23 protein-coding genes are annotated in these 25,140 nt (G+C 47.1%); 6 read left to right on the plus strand and 17 right to left on the minus strand.

Annotated elements, in window-relative coordinates:
* Positions 1-35 precede the first annotated feature (35 nt).
* From FNE76_RS00305 to trpE, 7 genes are read right to left on the minus strand one after another with little or no spacing between them, the layout of a single operon-like run.
* Entirely contained in the window at positions 36-1,667 is a 1,632-nt protein-coding gene (locus FNE76_RS00305; protein WP_120948194.1) for an alpha-keto acid decarboxylase family protein, read from the minus strand.
* A 26-nt stretch (positions 1,668-1,693) separates the two neighbouring features.
* Positions 1,694-2,488, minus strand: a complete 795-nt coding sequence (gene trpA / locus FNE76_RS00310) for a tryptophan synthase subunit alpha (RefSeq protein WP_120948195.1) — start codon at positions 2,486-2,488, stop codon at positions 1,694-1,696.
* On the minus strand, positions 2,485-3,669 hold the full coding sequence (gene trpB, locus FNE76_RS00315) for a tryptophan synthase subunit beta (RefSeq protein ID WP_120948196.1): 1,185 nt from the start codon (positions 3,667-3,669) through the stop codon (positions 2,485-2,487). The genes trpA and trpB overlap by 4 nt, the downstream gene beginning before the upstream one ends.
* Complete coding sequence (trpCF, locus tag FNE76_RS00320) at positions 3,669-5,027, minus strand: bifunctional indole-3-glycerol-phosphate synthase TrpC/phosphoribosylanthranilate isomerase TrpF (RefSeq protein WP_120948197.1); 1,359 nt, start codon at positions 5,025-5,027, stop codon at positions 3,669-3,671. Before trpCF ends, trpB begins: the two co-directional genes overlap by 1 nt.
* Positions 5,020-6,015, minus strand: coding sequence for an anthranilate phosphoribosyltransferase (gene trpD / locus FNE76_RS00325; protein ID WP_120948198.1), 996 nt, complete (start codon positions 6,013-6,015; stop codon positions 5,020-5,022). Before trpD ends, trpCF begins: the two co-directional genes overlap by 8 nt.
* Positions 6,008-6,598, minus strand: coding sequence for an aminodeoxychorismate/anthranilate synthase component II (locus FNE76_RS00330; protein ID WP_120948199.1), 591 nt, complete (start codon positions 6,596-6,598; stop codon positions 6,008-6,010). Before FNE76_RS00330 ends, trpD begins: the two co-directional genes overlap by 8 nt.
* Before the next feature lies 1 nt (position 6,599).
* A complete protein-coding gene (gene trpE, locus FNE76_RS00335) occupies positions 6,600-8,102 on the minus strand; it encodes an anthranilate synthase component I (protein WP_120948200.1) in 1,503 nt (500 codons plus the stop codon).
* 82 nt (positions 8,103-8,184) lie between these two features.
* Between trpE and FNE76_RS00340 the strand changes: the two genes are divergently transcribed.
* From FNE76_RS00340 to FNE76_RS00350, 3 genes are read left to right on the plus strand one after another with little or no spacing between them, the layout of a single operon-like run.
* Positions 8,185-8,769: a hypothetical protein gene (locus FNE76_RS00340; RefSeq protein WP_120948201.1), complete on the plus strand. Its 585-nt coding sequence runs from the start codon at positions 8,185-8,187 to the stop codon at positions 8,767-8,769.
* On the plus strand, positions 8,766-9,884 hold the full coding sequence (gene pseC / locus FNE76_RS00345) for a UDP-4-amino-4,6-dideoxy-N-acetyl-beta-L-altrosamine transaminase (protein WP_120948202.1): 1,119 nt from the start codon (positions 8,766-8,768) through the stop codon (positions 9,882-9,884). The genes FNE76_RS00340 and pseC overlap by 4 nt, the downstream gene beginning before the upstream one ends.
* A gap of 46 nt (positions 9,885-9,930) precedes the next feature.
* Positions 9,931-10,425 (plus strand): hypothetical protein, encoded by a 495-nt coding sequence (locus FNE76_RS00350; RefSeq protein WP_120948203.1) that lies wholly within the window; start codon positions 9,931-9,933, stop codon positions 10,423-10,425.
* A gap of 9 nt (positions 10,426-10,434) precedes the next feature.
* On the opposite strand, the gene FNE76_RS00355 is transcribed toward FNE76_RS00350, so the two are convergent.
* The 4 genes from FNE76_RS00355 to gltS are packed head-to-tail and all read right to left on the minus strand — an operon-like array spanning position 10,435 to position 15,791.
* Positions 10,435-12,819 (minus strand): heavy metal translocating P-type ATPase, encoded by a 2,385-nt coding sequence (locus FNE76_RS00355; RefSeq protein WP_120948204.1) that lies wholly within the window; start codon positions 12,817-12,819, stop codon positions 10,435-10,437.
* Entirely contained in the window at positions 12,812-13,525 is a 714-nt protein-coding gene (locus FNE76_RS00360; RefSeq protein ID WP_235852245.1) for a tRNA1(Val) (adenine(37)-N6)-methyltransferase, read from the minus strand. The genes FNE76_RS00355 and FNE76_RS00360 overlap by 8 nt, the downstream gene beginning before the upstream one ends.
* Positions 13,513-14,544 carry a bifunctional diaminohydroxyphosphoribosylaminopyrimidine deaminase/5-amino-6-(5-phosphoribosylamino)uracil reductase RibD gene (gene ribD, locus FNE76_RS00365; RefSeq protein ID WP_120948205.1) on the minus strand — a complete coding sequence of 344 codons (1,032 nt, stop codon included), beginning with the start codon at positions 14,542-14,544 and terminating at the stop codon, positions 13,513-13,515. The genes FNE76_RS00360 and ribD overlap by 13 nt, the downstream gene beginning before the upstream one ends.
* The gene (gene gltS, locus FNE76_RS00370) at positions 14,544-15,791 is read right to left on the minus strand and encodes a sodium/glutamate symporter (protein WP_120948206.1); all 1,248 of its coding nucleotides are present in this window, start codon (positions 15,789-15,791) and stop codon (positions 14,544-14,546) included. The genes ribD and gltS overlap by 1 nt, the downstream gene beginning before the upstream one ends.
* 82 nt (positions 15,792-15,873) lie before the next feature.
* On the opposite strand from gltS, the gene FNE76_RS00375 reads away from it, so the two are divergent.
* The 3 genes from FNE76_RS00375 (at position 15,874) to yedE (ending at position 19,414) form a co-directional block, all read left to right on the plus strand.
* Positions 15,874-17,085 (plus strand): saccharopine dehydrogenase family protein, encoded by a 1,212-nt coding sequence (locus tag FNE76_RS00375; RefSeq protein WP_120948207.1) that lies wholly within the window; start codon positions 15,874-15,876, stop codon positions 17,083-17,085.
* A 6-nt stretch (positions 17,086-17,091) separates the two neighbouring features.
* Entirely contained in the window at positions 17,092-18,153 is a 1,062-nt protein-coding gene (locus FNE76_RS00380) for a DNA-methyltransferase (protein WP_120948208.1), read from the plus strand.
* Between the two features lie 97 nt (positions 18,154-18,250).
* On the plus strand, positions 18,251-19,414 hold the full coding sequence (gene yedE / locus FNE76_RS00385; RefSeq protein ID WP_185962940.1) for a selenium metabolism membrane protein YedE/FdhT: 1,164 nt from the start codon (positions 18,251-18,253) through the stop codon (positions 19,412-19,414).
* Here the strand turns inward: yedE and FNE76_RS00390 are convergent.
* Genes FNE76_RS00390 through FNE76_RS00415 form a run of 6 tightly spaced genes read right to left on the minus strand, consistent with a single transcriptional unit; the run spans position 19,411 to position 25,077 of the window.
* Positions 19,411-20,061 carry a non-canonical purine NTP pyrophosphatase gene (locus FNE76_RS00390; RefSeq protein WP_120948209.1) on the minus strand — a complete coding sequence of 217 codons (651 nt, stop codon included), beginning with the start codon at positions 20,059-20,061 and terminating at the stop codon, positions 19,411-19,413. The two genes, yedE and FNE76_RS00390, sit on opposite strands and share 4 nt — an antisense overlap.
* 3 nt (positions 20,062-20,064) lie before the next feature.
* Positions 20,065-21,201, minus strand: coding sequence for a YbfB/YjiJ family MFS transporter (locus FNE76_RS00395; RefSeq protein ID WP_205585517.1), 1,137 nt, complete (start codon positions 21,199-21,201; stop codon positions 20,065-20,067).
* 52 nt (positions 21,202-21,253) lie between these two features.
* Positions 21,254-21,775, minus strand: coding sequence for an inorganic diphosphatase (gene ppa / locus FNE76_RS00400; protein ID WP_120948211.1), 522 nt, complete (start codon positions 21,773-21,775; stop codon positions 21,254-21,256).
* Between the two features lie 8 nt (positions 21,776-21,783).
* Positions 21,784-22,356, minus strand: a complete 573-nt coding sequence (locus FNE76_RS00405) for an adenylate kinase (protein WP_120948212.1) — start codon at positions 22,354-22,356, stop codon at positions 21,784-21,786.
* Positions 22,357-22,365: 9 nt separating this feature from the next.
* Positions 22,366-24,114 (minus strand): aspartate--tRNA ligase, encoded by a 1,749-nt coding sequence (gene aspS, locus FNE76_RS00410; RefSeq protein WP_120948213.1) that lies wholly within the window; start codon positions 24,112-24,114, stop codon positions 22,366-22,368.
* Between the two features lie 12 nt (positions 24,115-24,126).
* Positions 24,127-25,077 (minus strand): chemotaxis protein, encoded by a 951-nt coding sequence (locus tag FNE76_RS00415; protein ID WP_120948214.1) that lies wholly within the window; start codon positions 25,075-25,077, stop codon positions 24,127-24,129.
* Between the last annotated feature and the right edge of the window lie 63 nt (positions 25,078-25,140).

Below are 25,140 nucleotides of genomic sequence, written 5' to 3' on the forward strand. Positions count from 1 at the left end.
TCGCAACTTTTTACTTAATATTTTCTTAATCAAAACTATATCTGGGCTCCAAACAACGCCCCCAATTTTTTTAGCAAAATGGGTGCATCATCCTTGTCCATGCATGCTTCAATCAGGGCGAGCTTAGAACTCTGCTGGGCAACACAGAGTGCCTCTCTTAGCCCAGCCACACTGGAAACCTGAAAGCTCACCACCTCTCTAGCCAAATGGACATCAAAAAAACTTGCCAGCTTGGAATAATGCCACATGTTGATGTGGTTGTATTGGCGTGTGGGTCCATGGATACAACGCTCCACCGTGTAGCCATCATTATTGATCACAATAATAGTGGGCGTGATATTCTCTCTGAGCATGGTGGAGAGTTCTTGAGCGACCAGCTGGAAGGACCCATCGCCAATGAGCAAGATATGCCGCCGATCAGGGCTGGCTAAAGCAGTGCCCAGCAACGCCCCAAAAGTATAGCCAATCGATCCCCACAGAGGCTGGCCAATAAAACTCACCCCACTGGGCAAAACCATAGAGATTGCGCCAAAAAATGAAGTCCCTTGTTCGGCAATCAACACATCATGGGGGCGTAAGTATTCTTGAATGATTTTAAAAAACTTATCTTGGGTGAGCTTGCCATTTAAATGGGGAGTCTTGGGGTGTGTCTCTTTAGGGAAACTGGCTTGGAACTTGAGCCGGGCTAGGGCTTTGAGGACATCTTGCATTAAAATATCATCGTAGGTTTTTTCCCCAATTTGGCTATAAAAGGGGTGGATTTGGATAGAAAGGTGGTGCTCACGGATATAATGAAAGCCCGCTGTGAGCGAGTCGGTCAGCTTGACCCCAATCAAAAGAGCGCAATCTGCATGTCTCATCAAAGAACAGACCCTAGCATCGCTTAGAATGCCATTATAAACACCAATAAAATTAGGGTGGGTTTCATCAAAGACCCCCTTACCCATCGCCAATGAAACGAGGGGCAAATTCACCGCCTCGATAAAGTGTTTGAGTTCTTGGTTGAGGTGGTAGCGATTGACCTCATAATCGGCCATCACAACTTGGGATTTGGATTTGCGCAATAATTCTTGAGCGTCCTCTAAAAAGGCGTTTAAAATCTTAGGATCGCTCCTCGTAACAAGGGGAGAGGAGGTGTAGGTTTCAATGGGGATATGTGTCACATCTACAGGTAGACCAATATAAACGGGTTTTTTGTGCAAAAAGCACTCTCCCAAAACCCGATCGATCTCACTTTGGGCATTTTGCTTGTTTAAAATTGTTTGGGCAACGCTCACCTCTGCATACATATTATAGAACTTCAAAAACTCCCCATCGCCCAAAGTGTGGTGCACCAGCTTACGGCTATGGACAACCCCCCTAGAGGGCATCCCCACGATTTTCACCACCGGCACGCTTTCAGCATAAGAACCCGCAATGCCATTAATGGCACTGAGTTCCCCCACCCCAAAGGTTGTGAGCAATGCCCCCATTGATTTTAGACGCGCATAGCCATCGGCAGCATAGGAGGCATTGAGCTCGTTACAATTCCCCACCCACTGCAAATGGGGGTCATCTTCTACCAAGTCCAAAAACGCCAAATTATAATCCCCGGGGACTCCAAAGAGATGTTGGACTCCATAACTTTTCAGACGATCTAAGAGGTATTGCCCGATTGTGGTTTGCATGTCGATCCTTTGGCAAGAAACTAAAACTAACTCTCCCCCATCATCTGCGCTACAAACTCGCTTAGGCGTGCCAGCATGCTAGGGGGGTGGTCCAAATTTTGCGCGATGATCTGCACAATGGCTGAACCACAGATCACCCCATCAGCCCCCATGCTTAAAGCACTTTTTACATGGGATGGTTGCGAAATCCCAAAGCCCAATAAACAAGGGGTGGGGCTGATCTTTTTAAGCGTGTGTAAAATGTGCTGGGGGGTGGTGGCTAGGTGCTCTTGTGTGCCTGTTACCCCCGCACGGGCAAGGACATAAATAAAGGCAGGGCAATTCTTGGCGATGTGCTCTAAATGCTTTGGGCTGGCATTGGGGGTAGCCAAAAAAACCGGGGCGACGGCGTTTTGGTGTGCTACTTTGACAAATTCTGCACTCTCACACAAGGGCACATCCGCAACCAGAACGCTATCCACCCCACTTTGAGCACATGCGGCATAAAAGCGATCCACCCCAAAGCGCATGATCAAATTAGCATAGACTAACAAGCCTATCGGGATATCGGGCGCAAGCCTGCGCACCTGTGCCAAGAGTTTAAAGTTGCCCTCCATGCTAGCACAGCGCAACGCCCTCAAATTGCCCTCTTGGATCACAGGTCCATCGGCTATTGGGTCAGAAAAGGCAAAACCCAACTCAAGCGCGCTCACGCCCGCATCAATGAGGGTTTTGAGAATCTCAAAGCTCCGATCATAGCTAGGATCGCCCAGAGTTACAAAGGGCACAAACGCGGGTTTGTGGGTGGTTTTAAGGGCTTGGAAAGTTTGGGCATATCTCATAACCTAGCCTTTAGGGCATCTTGCACGCTTTGCAAATCTTTATCCCCCCGCCCGCTCAAATTCACTAAGATCACGCGTTCTTGATCCTCTTTAGCCAGATTTAAGGCATAGGCTAGAGCATGCGCGCTCTCCAAAGCGGGGATAATGCCCTCATGTTTGCTTAAAGCCACAAACGCCTCTAATGCCTCTTGGTCGCTAATGCCCACATAACTAGCCCGCCCACTTTGTTTCAAATAGCTATGTTCCGGACCCACGCCCGGATAATCTAGCCCGGCTGAAATGCTATGACTCTCTTGTATTTGCCCCTCCTCATCTTGTAAAATATAGGTCTTGCTCCCATGCAAAATCCCCACACTGCCCTGACACAGCACCGCGCCGTGTTTGTTGGTCTCTAGCCCCAATCCGGCAGGCTCAACCCCCACTAACTGCACCGTGTGATCCTCTAAAAAGGCAGAAAACATCCCAATCGCATTGCTCCCTCCACCCACGCATGCGATCACCACATTAGGCAAACACCCTTCTTGCTCTAAGATTTGCGCTCTGGCCTCTGTACCGATCATACTTTGGAAATGTTTGACCATTTTAGGATAAGGGTGGGGACCGGCGGCTGTGCCCAAAAGATAATGGGTCGAAGGGTAAGAGCTTGCCCAATCCCTTAGGGCCTCATTGATCGCATCCTTGAGGCTAGCCGATCCGGTGCTCACCGGGATCACCCGTGCGCCCATTAATTCCATGCGGAAGACGTTAGGGGCTTGGCGTTCTATATCCTTAGTGCCCATATAGATCACGCATTCTAGATTCAAAAGTGCACAAGCAAGAGCGGTGGCAACCCCGTGCTGGCCCGCTCCCGTTTCAGCAATGATGCGCTTTTTACCCATTTTCTTAGCCAAGAGGGCTTGCCCCAGAGCTTGGTTACTCTTGTGTGCCCCCCCGTGCAATAAATCCTCACGTTTGAGATAAAGCCTGACTTTGGGGTTTGTGATGAGGTTTTTAACCCGTGTTAGAGGCGTGGGACGGCCTAGAAAGTGAGCTAAAAGAGTGCTAAACTCCACTTGAAAATCCCGATCATTTAAGCACGCCTTAAATCCCTCCTCTAGCTGGGCTAAGGGGGGGATTAAAATTTCAGGCACAAAGAGTCCGCCAAAAGCACCAAAATACGCTTCTTTATTTTGTTTGACCATCAATACTCCCGCAAGATTTGGGCTAGTTGCTTGATTTTAGAGGGGCTTTTTTTACCCGGTGCGCTCTCTGCTCCCGAATTAATATCTAGCCCCACAGCCCCCACACGCAGGGCTTCTTTGAGATTATCCAAGCGCAAACCCCCGGCTAGCATAAAGGAACTAGGGGCATGCGCTAAAATCTCCCAGCTAAAAGCAACACCATTCCCCCCTGCACGCACACCCTGACTATCATACAAGATCAGATCCGCCCCTAAGTTTGGCACATCTAGCGCGTTTGCTTTGGGACTAACGCGCACCACCTGCCACACCAGGCATTCTAAGGCTTGTTTTAACAGTGCAATTTGTTCGGCGTTGTAATCCCCATGCAACTGCACGGCTTTTAAATGGAGCTGGTAGGCTCTTTTGATGATGGTTTTGATGTTAGCATGCACAAATACCCCCACAAAGTCCAGTTTAGGCACTTTTTTAACCAGCTTTCTAGCTCTTTTGGGGCTAATGTAGCGTGGGGAGTGGGGATCAAAGATGAGTCCACCATAAATAAAGCCACAGCTGTATGCCCTTTTGGCATCTTTGATCCGCCTAAGTCCACAGATTTTATTTTCCCCCAAGATGAGTTTTTGGCAAGCCCTCTTTAAGTTGGCTTGTGCCATTAAAGAACTCCCCACCAAAAACCCATGCACATGCGAACATAGCTTTTTAATATCGCTATGGGTGTTGATCCCCGATTCGCTAATGATTATTATGCCCTTGGGGATCAAGGGTTGTAACCTTAAAGTCGTGTTTAAATCCACCTGCAAGGTGGCTAAATCCCGGTTGTTAATCCCAATGATAGGCGCGCCTAGGTTTAAAGCCCGCTTGACTTGGGATTCATCACTAACTTCAGTTAAGATCGCCATGTTGAGCGATTTAGCTAGTTTGGCTAGCTGGGTGTAAGTAGAATCCTCCAGCACGCTTAACATTAACAAGATCGCATCTGCTCCCATGTGGCGGGCTAGCAAGACTTGGAAGGGCTCCAAGATAAAATCCTTGCATAAAAGGGGCTTGGTGGTGAATTTAGAGGCGAGCCTTAGATTCTCATAAGAGCCTTGAAAATGCGCCTTATCGGTGAGGATAGACAGACAAGTGGCAAATTTGTCATAAATTTTGACAATTTTGGGCAGATTAAAGTCCTTGCAAATCAAGCCCTTAGAGGGAGAGGCCTTTTTACACTCCAAAATAAAACTGGTGCGTGGCTCTTGTAGTGCCTTATGAAAATCCCGTATGCTGGGCTTTAGGGTCGTGGGGATAGAAAAGCGCATTTTGAGGGCTTGGATTTCATCCCTTTTGCGTTCTAAAATTTGTTGGAGGTGATTAGGCATGGCTAATTGTAACGATCTTTTGTAAATGCTGGTAGGCTTTTTGGCTATGCATTTGCTCTAGGCTTAAAGCTGCGCCCTCTTTGAGATCGCGCGCCAACCCGCTTAAAACCAACAACGCCGCGCTATTAGCTGCAATGATTGCGCGGTGTGCCTCCTGCCCTCTGCCTTGCAAGACCTCTAAACACACCTGCGCGCTGTATTCTAAACTAGGGCTTATCATCTGTTCCAAGGCATAGGCTTGTAACCCAAAATCTTGGGGGCTTAGGGTGTATTCTAAAATTTTACTCCCTTGTAACTCACAGACATGGATTTCTCCATGCAAGGCAATTTCATCCACACCCGCCGTATGCACCACCATCGCCCTAGGCACGCCCAATTTTTGGAGCACGCTAGCTAGGGGCAGGCATAGGCTCTTGTCATAAACCCCCAAGAGTTGCGCGCTTAAAGGTAGGGGATTAAGAAGAGGACCTAGCAGATTAAACAAGGTGCGCACTTTGAGTTCTTTACGGATGGGGGCAATTTGGGCAAAACTAGGGTAGTAAAGGGGGGCAAATAAAAAAGCAAAGTTGGTTTTTTCTAGGCAGTTTTTGAGCTGTGTGGGGTGCATTTGGATATTCACGCCCAAAACCTCCAATAAATCCGCACTCCCCCGTCCCGAAGAGCTTTTATTGCCATGTTTGGCCATTTTCACGCCCATGGACGCACACAATAACGCGCTGATCGTACTGATATTAATACTAGAAGCACCATCCCCGCCCGTCCCGCAATTATCCACAAAAGCACCCGCCACCTCTGGCAAGTTGGTTTTTAAAAAAAGAGTTGCACTGGCGATCTCCTCAATGCTTTCTGGTTTCATCTTCAAGGCGATCAAAATCGCACCTAACATGGCAGGACTTATGTTGCCCTCAAAAATGGCAGATAAGAAGCTTTGCATTTGTTTGGGGCTTAAGTCTTGGTGCTGGCAGAGGGTAGCTAAAATCTCAGTCATGGCTATTTTTTTGCAAAAATTCCAAGCTTTGTTTTAAAAGCCGTGTGCCCTGCGTGCTCATAATGCTCTCTGGGTGGAACTGGTAGGCTAGGGCATTATCCTTAGCGCAATAAAGCCCCATCACCATGCCCTCATAATGCGCAATCACCTTCAGGCAAGGGGGCAAGTTGCTCGCCACCAAAGAATGGTAACGCCCCACTTGCAAGCTCTCCCCCAAGCCCTCAAAGGGTTCAAAGGGTTCTAAGAGTATGCGCACACTCTTGCCATGCATGATCTCTGGGCTTTGGACAATGTCCGCACCATAACTTTGGGCTAGGGCTTGCAGACCCAAACACACGCCCAAAATGCCAAAGTGCCCCCGCACTTGGGCAATCAAGGGCAAGAGTCGCCCCGAGTGTGCTGGATCACCCGGACCCGGTGAGATCAAAAGCAAAGGTTTTTGCTTTTCTTTTACCATGCGTTCAAAAAGCAAGCCCTCAGCCAAATCGTTACGATAAACCACCACGCTATGCCCCAAGCTCTCCAGTTCATAGACCAAATTATAAGTGAAAGAGTCAAAATTATCAATCAAGTAAATTTTCATGCTAACTTCTTTGGATCGCCTCAATCACCGATTGCGCCTTAGCCCAACTCTCGGCGATCTCAGCTTGAATATCGCTTTCTAGCACAATACCCGCCCCCGCTTGGACAATGGCGCGCCCCTCTTGCACAAATGCCGATCGGATCACAATACAGGTATCCATCGAACCATCTAAAGCTAAATACCCCATCGAGCCCCCATAAGACCCACGCCGTTTGCCCTCCAAAGTGGCGATGAGCTTGAGCGCGGCAATCTTTGGCGCACCACTGAGCGTACCCGCATTCATAAAACTTCTGTAGGCGTGTAGGGCGTCTAGCCCACTTTTAAGCTCCCCTTGTACCGCCGAGCATAAATGCATCACATGGGCGTATTTTTCTACCTTTAAAAGTTTGCTCACAAAGCGGGTATTGGGTTTAGCCACCCTTGCGATGTCATTGCGCGCCAAATCCAAAAGCATAATATGCTCGGCGCGCTCTTTAGAATCGCTTTGCAAGTCTAGCTCTAGGCGGTTATCCAAATCCAAATCGAGCGATCCATCAGGCTTTTTGCCCCTAGGGCGTGTCCCGGCGATGGGGTAAATTTGGGCGGTGTTGGTGGGTGAGTCGTATTTGAGCGCGCTCTCAGGGCTAGCCCCAAAGAGCACCCACTCAGGTGTGCGCATGTAAAACATATAGGGGCTTGGATTTTGCACTTTGAGGTGGTGGTAGGCATTGAGGCTATTGGCGCATTCTAAGTAAAAACTGCGCGCGATCACGGCTTGGAAAATCTCGCCCCTTTTAAGTTCCTCTTTGAGTCTGAGCACCCTTTGCCCAAAGAGTCCATCGTTACAATCGGTGCTGACACTTTTATTAGGCGCGTGTATGGGGGGGTTAAAATCTGTGGGAGCGTGGGTGGCTAGGTGTTTTAAATGCGCGACCTCTGTTTGGATTTGGGCTTGAAACTGGGGATCAAAGCATGTCCCTAAAATCTGTGTGCTCTTGCTTTGGTGGTTGATCACGACTAGATTTTGTGCCACATAGAAGAGAAAATCAGGCGCGCTGTTATCCTGCACGCCCAAAAGGGGCAGATTTTCAAAATAGGCGATAAAATCAAAGGAAAATAACCCGGCACAAAAGAGGGCAAAGGGGTGATCATGCTGGTTTTTAAAAGGTGCAAAAATAGCCCTCAAAGCATCTAGGGGGCTGGGTCTTTGCAATTTAGCAAATTCATCGGCATAGGTGTGATCTTTGGGGTAATGCAAGTGAAGGCTTTGCCCAATAAGGGGTGTATTTAACCAAACCGCCAAATCTTGCAACAAGGCTAACCCATTGGCATTTAAGGCATGCATGCTGACACGATCGTGATGGCAAACAATCTTAGCGCATGCTTGGGTTAGGATCAATGATTGGGTGTGGTGCTTGTTTTCTGCCTGCGCGCTTTCTAATAAAAGCGTATCTGGCTGGCATAGGGGCGCATAAAAAGCCAACGGGTGGGCAATATAGGGGGCGTTTTCTTGGATACTAATCAAGGCTTGCCTTTAGAGTGTCATCAGACTCTATTTTAACACAATAGGAACAACTTATGCTTGATCAGATTAAAAAAGGACTTTCATGGCAGGTGTATCATCAATTAAGCATGCCCCCTTGTCCGCACCCAAAATCACGCCCGTCCCGCCCAAACCCAGCACACCGCTTAAGCCAACCACCACAGAAGTAGAAATTAAGACCAACCAACTAGCCACCGCCACCAAAAACACCAACCACACCATCGGGGCATTGCAAGTGGCTTTAAAAAGCATCGATCAAATGCAACCCTTAGCCCAAGATTTGGCTAACCTTGCTACCCCAAAGAATACGCAAGGCAACACCCTGAAAGAGCAAATCCAAAAAATCTACGATCAAGCCCTCTATCAAGGGGAAAATGTCTTCACAAAGAGCTATGAAAATCCAAACTTACAGTTTAAATCCATCAAACCCGATCGCTTGCTAGTTGGCGATCCGAGCACCTCTAAGGCATTTGTCAAAACCCTAGAAGAGCAAAAGATAGCCTTAAGCGATGCACTCAAAAAAATGACCCCCCCTAATCCAAAGGAGGATTTTAGCACCCTCGATCCTGATCAGCTCAAAGGACTAGACAAGGCGCACAACCCCCAAGCACTCAAGGCACAAAAAGTGCAGGATTTACTACACACATGAACCCCTATAGCACCCAATCCATCGATCAAGAGGACATTTTAGCGGTGGTGCAGGCTTTAAAGAGTGATTATCTCACGCAAGGTCCCTTGGTGGGGCAATTTGAGCACGCTTTGGCGGATTATCTGGGAGTCAAGTATGTTTTAGTCTGCCCCAATGCCACCAGTGCGCTTTTTTTAACCTACCAAGCTTTGGACTTAAGCCAACATCTAGTCATCACCACACCCATTAGCTTTGTGGCGACAAGCAACATGTTACTTGCCAACCACGCCACCCCACTTTTTTGCGACATTAAAGAAGACGGCAATATGGATGAAAACTTGCTAGAGAGCTGTTATCAGGCTTGCCCCCATAAGGAGCGTATTAAGGCGGTGGTGAGTGTGGATTTTGGGGGTAAGAGTGTGGAGGCTAGAGCGATTGCGGATTTTTGTCGGGCTTATGATCTATTTTTTATCTCGGATAGCTCGCATGCGCTTGGGGGGAGTTACCATCACCAAAAGATCGGGGTGCTAGCTGATGTGAGCATTTTTAGCTTGCATGCCATCAAGCCCATCACCACCGCAGAAGGAGGAGCGATCGCCACCAATGATCGCATGCTTTATGAGAAACTCCAGCTTTTGGCTAACCATGGCGTGCAAAAAAACGGGTTTGATGTGGAAGTTTCTAGTTTGGGGTATAACTTCCGTATGAACGAATTACAAGCTGCTTTGGGTTTAAGCCAGCTTAAAAAGATCGATGCTTTCTTGGCTGTGCGTGAGAAGATCGCTTGTTTTTATGATGATTTCTTTAGGGGCAATCCCTATTTTAGTTGTGTACATACCAGTTTGCCCGCTTATATCCAAAGCACCAATCACCTATATTCCATTTTGCTCAAGCCCTTTTTATGGGCGCACAAAGAAGCCATTTTACAAGCCCTGCTAAAGGCACAAATTGGCGTGCAGGTGCATTATAAACCCATCCACACCTTTAAGCTCTACCAAAATTTAGGCACGCCCACCCTCCCAAAGGCTGAAAATTTCTACAAGGCCCAAATTTCTTTGCCCTGCCACCAAAAAATGAGCCTAGCCCTAGCCCAGCACACAGCCCGAACCTTGCTGGACATTTTGGGGAGGTTTTAAAAAAAATGAAACAATCGAGGATAAAAAATATGCAAAAGGAGTTTTCATGGCAAAAATTACAAGCTTAGAAGGGTATGCTAAACCCGGAAGCGTTTTGTATTGTGATATACGCTTTTGGGTTGCACATTCGGGTATTTATCTTGGGGATAATCTCATCGCAGAAGTAACCGACAAGGATGGCAAGGCTTACATCAGATATGCCCACCCCCGCCACTTTTTAACGCGCCTAGAGGATGAAAGAGCGGGCAAGCTTAAAGAGGGCGGGAAAATTTATATTGCCTGTGGCAAAGATGGTAATTCGCTTGGCTTAGAAAAAGTAGCCCAAAGAGCTAGAACAGCTGTTGAAAGCGCAGGGAGTAGAGCAAGAGGCAAAGAATACGCGTGGATTGCTATTGATAATTCTGAACTAAATTGCCATAAATTCAGCGTAGGATGCTTACTGGGCAATTTTAAAAATGAATGTTGGGATTTTAGTTGCCTAGAAAACAAGATTCGTGGGACTTACGGCGAATTTAAATGGCTTCATGTGGAGATCGGCTAACCCTTAACTTTAACCACGCAATCTAAAACTATTCCCCACCACTAGGAGCGAGCTTAGGCTCATGCTCAGGGCTGCTAGGGGGGGATTGATGAGCCCACACACCGCACACGGAATCAAAAGCGCATTATAAGCGAGACTAATGATGAGGTTTTGCTTGGCAATTTTATAAGCATGCCTAGCGATCTGAAATGTTTTTAAGACACTGCTTAAGCGATTATTCAACACAACCACATCACTATAAATCAAACTCAAGTCATTGCCCGCGTGCATGCAGATAGAAACTTGACTTTGTGCCAGGCTAGGCGCATCATTCATCCCATCGCCCACCATGACGACTATTTGTTGGTTGCCAATGGCTTGATTTACAATGGCTAATTTTTCTGGCGGGCTCAAGGGGGCTTGGCAAGCAATGCCCAAATTTTGGGCGATGTTAAAGACCTCTTTAGAGGCATCCCCGCTTAAAATCTCCACCCCCAAACCCATTTTTTTAAGTTGGCTGACCAATTCTGGGGCATCGGGTTTAAGGGGGGCATGCAAGCTAAAGCTAGCCAAGAGTTGGTGATCCAAACTATAAAAAAAATCCCCCTCTGCATTCCCAAGTTCTACGCCCTTGCTTTGCAAATAAGCCAAACTCCCCCCATGCAAGATATGCCCTTGATAGATTCCCTCTAAGCCCCCTATCTCTTGGGTGATGGACTCTAGGGCTAGCCCCGCGCGTGCATGCTGGGCTTGTAAAAAGGTGCTGAGAGCAAGGGAGATGGGGTGGTTGTTGTGCCAGATCAAGGCTAGGAGCAAATTAGGATCATAGGGGGCGTGGGTGTGCTGGGCCCGCACACTTAGAGAATCTGTAAGTGTGCCGGTTTTATCTAAAAAAACCTGGGTGGCTTTGGCTAGAGTTTCTAAGCTAGAGGCTTGTTTGATGAGCACGCCTTGTAAAAAAGCGCGGTTAGTGCCTAAGATCAGGGCAATGGGGGTGGCTAGGGCAAAAGCACAAGGGCATGCCACCACCACCACGCTAATCGCCACGACCAAGCCCCTTTGTGCCCCTGCAAAAAACCACCATGCCAAAAAACTTAAGAACGCAATGGCTAAAACCACCACGCCAAAATAACGCACTAGCTTATTGGTATCCTCTTGGATTGCGGGCTTGCTCATAAAGCTTTTTTGCACTAATTGCACCATTTGGCTTAAAAACGAGCGTTTAAAAGGCATGGTGGTTTGGTAAATGAAGGTGTTAGCATGGTTGGTGTAGCCCGCCAAAATATGATCGCCTTTTTGGAGGGTGGTGGGCGTATTTTCGCCATTGATCGCTTGGGTGCTCACCTGTGCGCTCTCGCTCTCTAGCACGCCATCTAAAGCCACACTCTCCCCAGCCAAAACCTCTATGTGCGCGCCCACCTCCACCTCTTCAGGGCTCACAAGCACCCTTTGAATCTGCCCCTCTATTTCTTTAAGCAAAAGCACCTGCACAGGTAAGCTACTTTGCAAACCATCCAGCACGCTATTAGCCCGTATCTTAGCCTTGAGTTCTAAAAATTTAGAGATAAAAACAAAGGTGATGATCATGCTCACCGATTCAAAATAAGGTTCTAGCCCCTTAAATAGCGCATAGATGGAGTAAAGATAAGTCCCTAGCGCGCCCAAACTCACGCCCAAATCCATGCCCAAAAAGCCATGTTTTAAGCCATAAAAAGCCCCTCTAAAAAAGCCCGCCCCCGTGATAAAGAGGGTCAGGCTACTTAAAATCCACGAGGCGATATGGAGCTTAAAAGCCATGCTAGAGTCCATGCCCGAAAAATAGCCCGCATAGGAGGCGATGGCAATCCACATGACATTCATGGTGGAGAAAATCCCCACCACAAGGGCGATATAGTGGCTCTCATGCTCTTTTTTAGCGCGTTTGTCTTGGGTGTTGGGATCGTAAATGCTGGCATGGTAGCCAATCGAGGCAATGGTGTTGAGGATATGGGGGATATGGGTGGCATTGGGATCAAAAATGACATACGCGCGGTGCGTGGTGTAGTTGATCTGCACGGATTGAATCCCCTCTTGTTTTAATAATACCCGCTCAATGAGCCAAATACACGCGCTACAATGGATATTTTCTAATAAAAGAGCGACTTCTAAATCCCCATTTTCTAGATGCGTGGTGAAGGTTTGCAAAAAGGGCTTGGAGGTGTAACGCGCCTCATCATAATTAGGTGCAGGTGTAACCGGGCTTAAAGTGCCCTTGTCTAGTTTGTCATAAAAGGTTTGCAAGTTTAGGGAGTGCAATAACAAAAAGACTTGTTGGCAACCATGGCAACAAAAATAAAGGGGTTGGGGTTGTTCTAGTTTGATCGCCCCCTTAGGCGGGCATGGTAGGTGGCAATGGGCGCATAAAATTTCACTCAAGGGCAGCCTTGATACTATGGGTTTTGAAGTGTTGGTAAATGCGCGCCACTTCGGGGGTGTTGTCTTGCTGGGCTTTAGAGTTGTGGGTGATGAGGGGGGGGAGAATCTCTAATAAACTCTTGGAGTTTTTGCGCGCACAGCAAAGCACCAAAGCCGCCTTTTTATCCTTAAAGGGATGCACAAAACGCAGACACAACGCCTTAAAGCCTACTTGTTGCAAGGTATTTAAGAGCATGTCGGTCAAATTGGCATGGTAGCACATAATCAAATACCCTCTATGTCTTAGTAATTTAAAAGCTTTTTGGCAAAGGGCTTGCAAGGGCAAGAAGCGTTGGTTGGTGGCGCGCGCCTTTTGGGTGTTGGCACTCTCTAAGCTGTTTTTATAGTAGTAGGGGGGGTTAGAAATAATGGCATGGTAGTGGTTGTTAAAGGGGTGATCTAAAAAATCCGCACAGATCACACGGGCTTTAGGGTGTTTTTGGCTATTGAGCGTGGCAAAAAAGGCTAGATTAGAGTCAATCTCGATCAAATCTAGGGGGTTAGCAAATTCCCTAGCACAAAGTAGCCCCACAATCCCACAGCCCGCCCCCACTTCTAAAAGGGTGTCTCCCTTTTTGATGAAGTCCTTAGCAAAATGGGCGAGAAAGAGGCTAGCACTATTGTAGGCATAACCATGCAGGGGCTGGTAAAACCTCAAGATAGCCATAGTAACACATCGTGATCCCAAATTTGGGTGAAACGGGGGGTAAAATTTTTGTTAATAGTGTGCTGGATGGGGGTGTTTGTGGGGCTTAGGGCAGTGTTGGTGTGGATTAAAAGCATGTCGATTTGATCGTGCAGAACCTCTAAAAGCCCTAGTCCGCCCTCAATGAGATTAAAGCCACGATCAAGGGGCAAGTCCTCTAAGTGGTGGCACACCCAAGCACAACGTCCCGACACGCCAAAAAGAGGGATACTTTGATCTAAGGGGGCTAAATCTCTAGTTAAAATCGCCACATCACAGAGTCTATTTTGATAGAGCGGGTCAGCCAAGCGGTGATCAAGCAAGGGGCGATCGGTGCGGACACTTTGACCCGAAATAATGAGCGTGTTAGCTACCCCACGTTGGTTGTGGGTGAAAGTTTGGCTTTGAGTCCCTGAAATCTTGCCCCCATAAGAGCCATCAAGGCGCATAGCGATCTTAAAGAGATTGAAAAAACCTTTAGATTGTAAGCATTTGAAGGGGATTAAGAGGTTCTCACACTCGGCTTTAAGCACGCCTTGAATCACCTCAATGCCCGCACCCTCTAAACAAACCACCCCGCCCCTAGCCTTTTGGCTCTCCTCTAAAGCCCCAATCACCACGCACTTAGGCTGGATTGTGGCGAGTAGCTCCGCACAAGGGGGGGTTTTGCCAAAATGCCCGCAAGGCTCTAGAGTAACAAATAGAGTGCAGTCTTTGAAAAGCCCGCTGTGGTTTTGGGCTAAAAAATGGTAGGTCGCCTCACAATCTAATGGGTCTATGCTAGTCGGCATGGGTGTGGGACTGAGTGTATTAAAGGCTTGGGCTAGGGCTAAGACTTCGGCATGGGGGGTATTTGCCTTTTGGTGGGCTTGCAAGGCTAATACTTCATGACTACCACTTAGCACCATGCACGCCACGCTAGGATTAGGCAAGGCTAGTGTTTGGACCCCCCAAGCCCGAGCCACACAGGCGCGCATACAAAGTTGGTTAATCTCTAACATTAGTGGAAGAGTTGCAAAATCATGCTCAAAGAGCCTTGGATAGCCAGAGCATTGATAATATCCACAAAAAATGCCCCCACCAAGGGCACGACAATGAACGCCATGTGACTAGCTCCGTAGTGATTGGTAACCGTTTGCATATTCACCATCGCTGTTGGGGTCGCACCCAACCCAAAACCACAATGCCCAGCACTCAGCACCGCTGCATCATAATTTTTCCCACACATGCGGAAGGTTACAAAAATGCTATATAGAATCATCAACACCACTTGGCAGGTGAGGATCGCCGCCATGGGGAGGGCTAAATTCACCAATTCCATTAAATTAATGCTCATCAAGGCAAAGGCTAGAAATAAACTCAAACTCACATTCCCAATTACACTCACCTCCCGATCAAAAACATTATGGATTTTAGAATAAGATAAAAGATTACGCAGTAACACCCCCACAAACAAACACCATACAAAAGTAGGCAAAGTGGGCAAGGTCATCGAGCCTAAAGTGAGGGCTTTGGTGTGCTTGGCAATAAAAGTCCCCAACAAGAGGGCAATACTCACCAAAGCCAAACTCTGCACGAAACTATTGGCCGTGATCAGGCGTTCTTGTTTGGGGGTTTCAAAAGCCATCATAGGACCTTCTGTGCGCTCTTTTCTCTCTTGGACACTGGGTTCTAGGCGGTGCTTTTTAATTAAATAATGCGCCACAGGTCCGCCAATAATCCCGCCACTGACTAACCCAAATGTGGCGCACACAATCGACACCTCTAGGCTTTGGGAAAAATTAAAGGGGGCTTTGGAGAGCACTTCAGACCACGCCGCACTGGTGCCATGCCCGCCCACCAAGGAAATTGAGCCCCCTAGCAAGCCCATGAGCGGATCGACTCCGATTAAACGCGCAATCCCAATCCCTACCATGTTTTGTAACACCACAAACATAGCAACTGCCACTAGGAAAATGCCTAGCATTTTGCCCCCTTTCTTTAAAGAGGCAAAATCGGCACTCAAGCCAATGGTGATAAAAAAGGTGAGCATTAGGGGTTCCTTTAGACTGGAGTCTAAAACCAGCTTAAAGTTATAAAAATGGTGGGCAACCATAATGCCAAATGCCACCAATACACCGCCCACTACAGGTTCAGGAATGTCATAATCGCGTAAGAATTTGACCTTGGAGATGATGTAACGCCCCAATAACAACACGCCCACCATACAGACTAAGGTTCCATAAACATCTAGCGAGATTGTCTGCATCAAGACCTCCATTTAATTAAAGGGTAAAATATTTCGTATATAATAGCACACTCAAAGACCTATTATTGGATAAAGGGATAGAATGCTCACAGTCTTGCAAATTGGAGCGGGGGGAGTGGGGAGAGTGGTAGCCCACAAGCTCTGCCAAAACCGCCATTTGTTTGAGAGGGTGGTGTTGGCTAGCCGCACCCTTTCTAAATGCGAACAAATTGCCGCCAGTGTCAAAGCCAAAGGTTTGGGAGAGATCGTCTGTGAGCAAGTAGATGCCGACAGCGTAGAGGAAGTGGTGGCTTTAATTGAAAAATACCAGCCTAAAGTGGTGCTCAATATCGCCTTGCCCTATCAAGATTTGAGCATCATGCAAGCTTGTTTGCAAACTAAAACCAATTACTTGGACACTGCTAATTATGAACACCCCAGTGTTGCCAAGTTTGAATACAAGGAACAGTGGGCTTTTGATCAAGCTTATAGGGATGCACAGATTTTTGCCCTACTAGGGTGTGGGTTTGATCCGGGGGTAACCAATGTCTTTTGCGCCTATGCCCAAAAACATTATTTTGATGATATCTATAACATTGATATTTTGGACTGCAATGCAGGCAACCACCCCTACCCCTTTGCGACCAATTTTAACCCTGAAATCAACTTAAGAGAGGTGAGCGCACCCGGGCGTTACTATGAAAATGGGACATGGATAGAAACTAAGCCCTTAGAGATCAAGCAAACTTGGGCTTACCCCGAGATTGGAGAGCGTGATTCTTATTTGCTCTACCATGAAGAGTTGGAATCTCTAGTCAAACACATCAAAGGCTTAAAACGCATCCGCTTTTTCATGACTTTCTCGCAAAATTATCTTAACCACATGCGTTGTTTGGCCAATGTGGGGATGCTCAATATTGCGCCCGTGCAAGTGCCTACCACAAATGGGGGGCAAGCTGAGATCGTGCCCATTCAGGTTTTAAAACAACTCTTGCCCGATCCAGTAAGCTTGGCGGGCAAGACCACGGGTAAGACCAATATTGGTTGCTATATCCATGGCAATAAAAACAAGCAAGAAAAACGGATCTATATTTACAATGTGTGCGATCACCAAAAATGTTATGAAGAAGTCGGCTCGCAAGCGATCAGCTACACCACAGGCGTGCCCGCTGTAGTGGGGGCGATGATGATTTGCAAAGATATTTGGGGTGGGGAAAACTCCAAGGGGGTTTTTAATTTAGAACAGCTCAACCCCGATCCTTTCTTAGAAGAACTCGCCAAACAAGGTCTCAAGTACGAAGTGATCGAACGCTAAAGCTCCTTGCAAACCAATATCATTTTAAAGGGTAATTGTGTCGCCCTTTTAAAGACTTTGCCCAGTAGCAGTGTGGATTTTATCTTTGCCGACCCGCCCTATTTTATGCAAACTTCAGGGGAGCTTTTAAGAGTGGGTGGGGCGAAGTTTAGTGGCGTGGTTGCAGAGTGGGACAAATTTAAAGACTTTGCCCACTATGATAGCTTTTGTGGGGCATGGCTAACAGAGTGCAAACGGGTTTTAAGGGGGAGTATTTGTGTCATTGGCTCGTTCCAAAACATCTACCGCTTAGGGGCTTTGATGCAAAATTTAGGCTTTTGGGTGATTAATGACATCATTTGGGCAAAATCTAATCCCGTGCCCAATTTTAATGGCAATCGCCTATGCAATGCCCATGAGAGCTTGCTTTGGTGTGCTAGGGATAAAAAAACCCCCTTCACTTTTAATTACAAAACCTTAAAAGCCCTCAATGGGGGCAAGCAAGAAAAATCCATTTGGGAAATCCCCCTATGTGTGGGGGCTGAAAGACTCAAAGACACCAAGGGGTGTAAGCTCCACCCCACCCAAAAGCCCGAAAAGCTCTTAGAAAAGTTGCTTTTAATGGCAACAAAACCAGGGGACTTAATCCTAGACCCCTTTTTTGGTACGGGCACCACAGGGGCGGTGGCTAAAAGATTGGGGCGTAACTTCTTGGGCATTGAAAAAGACCCTATTTACATCCAAGCTGCTTTAGAGCGGATAGCCAAAATACCTGTATCTATGGACTCTTTCAGTGCTTTAGAGCATGAGAGCAAGCCCCCCAAAGTGGCGATGAAAACCTTAGTCAATTCAGGGTATTTGCAAGTGGGGCAGGCTTTATATTCCCCAAGTGGGGTGGAGCAATGCCAAGTTTTGCCTAGCGGACATGTGCAAGATAGTAGCGGGGTGGTGCTCTCCATCCACAAAATGAGTGCCAAGATTCTCAACAAAATCAACCACAATGGTTGGGACTATTTTTACACAAAACACAAAGGGCAACTAACCCCCCTGAATGATTTGCGCTTGTTGTATGCTCAAGAACATAGGTGAGCAAGATCAATAACTCTTTAACTCACTTAGAAGCCCCTTGGCTAACCCCAATATTCAACTATTTTTGTTAGAATAGCTTTCTTCTTAATGGGCCAGTTTGGCTGACACGCTTTTAGGGCGTATTCTCATTTTAGGGTTTTGCGTGCGTTTTTTCACACAGAAATGGGCGTTTTTACCTTGTGCCTTGACTCTCTGCGTGGCTTCTGTCTTTTACTTTGGTCTAACCGGTACCTACTGGGCACTTACGGGAGAATTGACCCGTTGGAGTGCTCATATTTTAGACTTGTTGGGCGTGGATACAGCCCACTTGGGCTATTTTAAAATCATTGGCTTATCGGGTGGTGTTTTGGAACGCGTGGATGGGATGATGGTTTTAGGGATGTTTGGGGGGGCTTTTTGTGCGGCTCTATGGCGTGGGGGTGTGCGCCTCAGATATGCACCACATTTTATGCGTGCCTTGCTGGGGGGTGTTTTAGCAGGCTTTGGGGCTAGACTGGGGATGGGCTGTAATTTGGCAAGTTTTATGACGGGTATTCCCCAATTTAGCTTGCATGCGTGGTTTTTTACGGGGGCTAGCTTAGCGGGTATCTATTTGGGGCTTAAAATTGTGCGTCCTGTAAGTTGCCCCAAATCTCTAGGGGTTGTTTTGCCCCTTAAAGTTGGGGTCATCTTGGGTTTAGGAGTGTTTGTCGGTGTGATTGCTCTAGCTTGGCGCGCTCCCTTAGCCACGCTGGCATGGGCGATAGGCTTTGGCTGGTTTTTTGGCTTTGTGATTGCCCGGGCACAATTTTGCTTCACTTGTGCTTTTAGAAATTTATTTGTATGGGGCAAGACAGGTCCGGCTTGCGCGTTGGTTGTGGGCATGATGATCGCTAGTATCGGGGTGTTTGGCTATATCCAACTGGGCGTTCCGGCAAAAATCATGTGGGCTTCCCCGGGGATTTTGATTGGGGGTTTGTTCTTTGGTTTTGGCATTGTGCTAGCCGGTGGATGTGAATGTGGATGGCTTTTTAGGGCCATGGAGGGGCAGATTCATTTTATGCTAGTGGGAGTGGGCAATATCATTGGGGCGGGTTTGTTGGCACTCAGTTGGGATCGTTATTCTAACTGGATCACTAGCTATCCTAAAATCAATCTCTTGCTCTCTTTGGGGCATTTTGGCGGGCTTTTGTGCCAATATGCCCTACTCTTGCTACTTTTACTCTTTGTGCTGGGCGTGGGGAGAATAAAAACTCAAGCCGTTGGTGCAAGTAAGGGTTAAGAATAGAGCTTTAAAAACTCCTTGCATTGTTGCAAAGCCAAAAAGCGATGCGAGAGGGTGTTTTTTTCTGGAATTTGATCCATAGTTAGGGTGTGCCCCTTAGGGATAAAGAGTGGATCGTAGCCAAAGGCTTTTGGGTTTAGGGGGGCTTGGCAAATTTTGCCCTTGCACTCCCCCCTAAAACTTTTTTCTTGCAACACCCCACCCACACGCATACACAACGCCATGACACACACAAAAGAAGCTTTAGACTGGCTAATCCCCAACTCTTTTAAACAAGCCAGGAGTTTGAGATTATTGCTTGTATCCTCCGAGTCTTTTTGTGGGGTCGCAAAATGCCCTTGGGCGATTTGGTGGGCATTTTCAGAAATGTTTGCAAAGCGTGCGCTAAAAATTCCGGGCATTCCATTGAGAGCATCCACACATAAACCGCTATCATCAGCCAAGACACACAGATCGTTTTTATGGGGGAGGCGATCATAAATGGCGCGTGCCTTGAGGTGGGCATTCTCACTAAAACTAGCCCCTGTTTCAACCACCTCTAGAGGCTCCAAAAAGACGCGGTAACTCTGGACTTCAAATTCGGACAAAATCGCGCGCAGTTCTTGGAGTTTTTTGGCGTTGTTGCTGGCAAAAATGATGGTCATGGATTAAGACTTAAATAAATGTTGGGGGAGGGGCAAGAGCACGAGCAGACTGGCTAGCAAACAAAGCCCACACACCACAAACATAGCAAAAAAGCTCACCGACCCGAGTGCCCAAGTGAAGATAAAAGAAAAAAGGGCTTGGAAGATGGCAAAACTCAAGGTGATCACGCTAGAGGCTTGGACAAAATGTTCTTTGCCCATGATGTGAAAAGCCATGGTGCTAGTCAAGGTCAAATTCCCCGTTGTGCCCAATCCCATGAGAAAAATGGAGAGATTGAGCCAGTAGAGATTGGTTGAAAAGGCTGCCAAGACACAAGAGAGGGTTTTAAGGGTTAAAATAATGCTGGAGGCGTTTTTTAAGCCCACCCGTTGGGCTAGCCAGGCACTTAATATTGTCCCCAAAGCCGCGCCAAAGCCAAAAAATGCCCACGAAGTCCCCGCACTCTCCTTGCTAAAGTGCAAAAAACGCACCAAATAATCCACCCAAAAAAGCGTGTGGGGTAAGTAACCAATGGCGTTTAACACGACTGAAACCAGCAAGAGAGCAAAAAAATAGGAGATTTTAAAAGGGTGATCGTGTTTGGTAGCCGTTTTAGCAGGGTGCAGGGTCCTTAGTGAAAAACAAGCCAGACCAAAGGCAAATAGACTAATTGCACCTAAGAAAATCCATGCAAAGTGGATCGCATGGGCAAAATGGGGCAAAATGAAGCCACTAAAGACAGCCCCGACCCCAATCCCGCTAAAAACAAGCCCACTGACCATGGATCGCTTGTATTCGGGCACAAAGGGCAAACACAGAGGAGCGGATAAGACGATCAAACACGATGAAGCCACGCCAGCTAAAAAACGCCAGGCCCAGCTCCAAGCAAAGGGTAAATAATCAAAAAAGCAAGCAAAAAAGCTGAGGGCAATTACTAAAAAACTAATTTTAGCGATACTTTCTAAAGAGAGATACTTTTGCAAGAAACTTAAAGTCACACTTCCAAAGATGTAACCAACCATCACCGCAATGCCCAGCTGGATACTTTGGTTTTCGCTTAGTTTCCCAGAGAGGATGAGCAAAGGGATCAACACCACATACCCAAAACGCGCCAAGCCATTTGCTACAAAAGTAGCCAAAAAGCACGCCAAAATGCGCAAGCCCACGACAAATCCTTCTAAAAGACTTGCACGGATTTTACATAACTAAAGCCTATTTTTGGTAATTCTCAATCGCCTTTTGCAAAATTTCTTGGGCTTTACTCTTATTGCCAAAGTCCTTGACCTTGACCCATTTTTCGGGCTCTAAATCCTTGTAGGTTTCAAAAAAATGTTTGATTTTTTGGAGCACAATGGGGGGCAAATCCTCTAAATCTTGGATTTTGGCATAACGCGGGTCGATCTTTTCTAGGGGCACAGCCAAGAGTTTTTCATCCATCCCGCTTTCATCTTCCATCACCAACACGCCAATCAAACGACAAGGGATCACGCTCCCGGCTTGCAGAGGGTCTTCACCTAGCACCAAAATATCGGCTGGATCGCCATCGAGACTCAAGGTGTGGGGCACAAAGCCATAATTGGCTGGATAGACCATAGAGGCATACATGATTCGATCCACCAAAACCGCACCACTCTCTTTATCGACCTCATATTTGATATTGGAGTTGTAGGGGATTTCAATCACCGCATTAACTTTATTGGGGTTGTTCCCAGTGGGGATTTTTGAGATGTCCATGTTTTTCCTTAAATGTTTTCTTGGATACGCGCTTGCAAATCGCCTACAATTTCTTCAATGGCGCGCTCACCATTGATAACTTGATGCACTTCCTGCACTTTGTAAAACTCCACCAAATGTTCTAGGGGTTTCAAATAAACTTGCATGCGGTTGTTGAAAACCTCAATTTTATCATCATCGCCCCGCGCACGCCCTAAAACACGCTCTCTGGCCACTGCTTCGCTGACCTTGACCTCAAACACGCCTTTTAATTTCACTTCTTCTTGGGCTTTAAGTACGCGATCCAAAGCGTGCATTTGCTCTACACTACGCGGATAGCCATCGATGATGATCACATCTTTGTTAGCCCCTTTAATGGCATGGATAATGGTATCCACGACAATTTCTAGGGGCACTAATTCGCCCTTGCTGGTAAATTGAGCGATGTGTTGCCCCCGCTCACTTTGACTAGCAATCTCAGCACGCAACAGATCACCTGTAGAATAATGCACCATGGTGTCTGGATTGCGCTCCATGATTAGTTGTGCATCTGTGGTTTTCCCGCTACCCGGGGCTCCGATGATTAAAAATAAAGATTTCATTGATCTCCTTTAGGTTTTTTTGGGGTTTCTTAAACGGATATGCAATTCTCTTAATTGTTCCTCGCTAGCGGGGCTAGGGGCTTGGCTTAATAGACAAGTTGCCTTTTGAGTCTTGGGGAAGGCGATCACATCACGGATACTGGGCACCTTGGCTAAGAGCATGATTAAACGATCAAAACCAATCGCAAAGCCCCCATGGGGGGGTGCGCCATAACGCAGGGCATCCAGCAAAAAGCCAAATTTTTCTTGCGCCTCTTGCGCGCCAATGCCCAAGATTTCAAAGACCTTTTTTTGGATTTCTTCTTTGTGGATACGCATGCTCCCCCCGCCCAGTTCCACGCCATTTAACACGATGTCATAGGCTACCGACTGGACTTCCTCAGGGTTGGGGTTGTCAATGTCTTTAGGTAGGCTAAAGGGGTGGTGGGCGGCACTTAACTTCCCTTCGTTGCGCTCAAACATGGGAAAATCCACGACCCAAAGCAGATTAAAGGCATCTAAATCAATCAGGTTGAGATCGCCACCCAATTTCAAGCGCAAACGCCCCATGTAATCTAATACGATCTTTTTCTCGCCTGCGCCAAAGAAAATAATATCCCCATTCTTAGCTTGCAAGCGATCCAAAAGCGTTTGCAAAGAGTGGGGTGGCATAAATTTGACCAAGGGTCCCTTAGCCCCTTCGGGCTTGATTTGGATATAGGCTAGCCCCTTAGCCCCAAACTGGCGCACAAATTCCTCCGCTTGACCTAAATCCTTGCGGGTGAGCAGACCATCGCCACCGGGAACTTTCAAAGCCTTAAAGCGGTTAGTTTTGGGATCGCTGGCGATTGTTTTAAAAATCTCATTGCTAGAATCCAAAAACAGATCGCCCACCTCCACTAAGGGCAACCCAAAACGCAAATCGGGCTTATCGCTCCCATAGGTTTCCATCGCTTCATGGTAATCTAGGCGTTTAAAGGGGGGTTTGACCTCTATGCCCACATTGGCAAAGACTTCTTTTAAAAGCGTTTCGGCAACTCCAATGACATCTTCTTGAGTGCAAAAACTCATCTCCACATCAATTTGGGTAAACTCGGGTTGGCGATCAGCGCGCAAGTCTTCATCTCTAAAACATTTGGCAATTTGGTAATAGCGATCCATGCCCGCTACCATTAAAATTTGCTTGAAGAGTTGGGGGCTTTGGGGCAGGGCAAAAAATGCCCCGTCATGCACACGGCTAGGAATTAAAAAGTCGCGCGCCCCTTCGGGGGTGGTTTTAGAGAGCATGGGAGTTTCAATCTCCAAGAAGTCTAGGCGATCCAGACAATCCCTCACGGCTTTAGCCACCTTGCTACGCATTCTAAAAATCTCATAAGCCCTAGGGGCGCGCAAATCCAAAAAGCGGTATTGCAGACGCAGATCCTCATTCACACTTGGATCGCCTATGGCAATGGGTGGGGTTAGGCTTTTATTTTCAAGTCGCAGAGATTCTAACACCACCTCGATTTTGCCCGTTTTGAGCTTGGGATTTTCTAAGCCCTCTCCCCTAGGGCGCACTACACCTTCTATAACCAACACATCTTCATGCCTAACCAAGCTAGCTTGCTCGTAGGCGGGCGAACTAGGATCGCAGACCAGTTGCACCAACCCGCTTTTATCACGCAGATCGATAAAAACCACACCCCCATGGTCGCGGTAGTTATTGCACCACCCACATAACTCCACCTTTTTTTGGATATGTTCTACCCCCACCTCTGCACATAATTGCGTCCTCAGCATGCGTTGCCTTTATTATTTTTTTAAATATCCTTGTAAGAGTTCTTGGATCTCATGAGGATGGGACTTGATCACAAACCCATCAGCGTGTAACGAGTCGGCAAGTTGTTTATTAGATTCGCTACTCATGGAAGAATTGACGATGACGGGTAAATGCTTGGTGCGCGCGTCGGCTTTAATGCGCTTGAGCACCTCAAAGCCCGATACAACCGGCATTTCTAAATCCGTGATCACCGCCCCGACCTCATCGATCATGTTGTCTGAAAAAAGCCGTTTCAAGAGCTCATCCCCATTAGGAAAGGTTTCGTATTTTAAATGCAAACTCTCCACGATCTTTTCTAAATTTTTCATCGCCACTTGCGAATCTTCAGCAATAAAGATCGTTTTATCGCTCTGCACCGCTTCAACAAACTGGGTTTTGAGGAAGTCTAATTCTTGGATCGCCGGGAAAGTCTCTACTAACATCTTTTCGACATCTAAAATCTGAATCACCCGCTCTTGCTCAAAACGCGTGATTGCACTCACCTTCCCCCCCGCATCAAAACCCTGCTTGTCCCCCACGCTGATCTCCCCCCAACTCTTATGCACAATCCGCTTGATTGCAAAAATCTTCAAACCCACCACATACCCCGAAAACTCGCACACAATGACCAAGTTTTTATCACTCTGCACAGAAGAAGTACTCAAATCCCGATTGGGCATGCGCGCATCGTAGTAGAGCCAACGCCCCACATCAATTAAGGGCACAGATTCACCCCGAATAGTCAAAAAACCCAACATCATGCCCTCATTGCCCCCCACCGTTTCAGTTACATCACCATCATAATGGATGATCTCGCGGATCTTAAAAATATTAATGCCATACAATTCGGCATCGTTGTTTCCATCGCTCGTTAGCGTGAAACACAAGAATTGCGCTTCGTTATTGAGGTGTAAAGAAATGGTGCTATCAATGTCGCTAATCAAAACTATCCTTTAGGCGATATAGTCGCTCAAGCTATTTTAACCTAAAAAGAGATAAAATTTACC

It is taken from the genome of Helicobacter mehlei (assembly GCF_007280785.1).
In the GTDB taxonomy this organism is placed as follows: Bacteria; Campylobacterota; Campylobacteria; order Campylobacterales; family Helicobacteraceae; genus Helicobacter; species Helicobacter mehlei.